1 protein-coding gene is annotated in these 415 nt (G+C 37.8%); it reads left to right on the top strand.

Going from position 1 to position 415, the window contains the following annotated elements; genetic code table 11:
• Positions 1–17: 17 nt before the first annotated feature.
• Positions 18–415 (top strand): cupin domain-containing protein (locus M3234_RS28960; protein ID WP_464515145.1); only part of this gene is annotated, 398 nt, incomplete at its 3' end.

Genomic DNA, 415 nt, shown 5'->3' with positions numbered 1-415 from the left:
ATATATATCAGGGTAAAATGCATCAGAAGATTAATGAAGAAAGTCTCACTTTAGGTAAGGGTGAGATCCTGCTTATCAACCAGTTTGCCAGACACGAAATTGAAGCCGCAGGGCAGAATGATATTATCATCAATTTTATTATTAAGACCGAATTTTTCGGTCGACTCATGTCACTTTTTGACGAAAATAACATCATTTCCCGTTTTATCCTTTCAGCAATTAATGGCAGAAAAAAACATGGAGAACATATTCACTTTAAAGTGGGGGAAATCGACGCAATTCAAAACATTATGCATGTCATCATTAGCGAGATCTACAGTAATAACCACTTAAAAGAGATACGCGTCAATTTCCTGGTGGGACTGTTGATGACCGAACTGCTCTCGAATGTGCAAGCCAGCGATTACCATATCAA

Source organism: Neobacillus niacini, from assembly GCF_023715785.1.
Classification (GTDB): Bacteria; Bacillota; Bacilli; order Bacillales; family Cytobacillaceae; genus Neobacillus; species Neobacillus niacini_E.
This window is presented reverse-complemented; position numbering and strand designations above follow the sequence as displayed.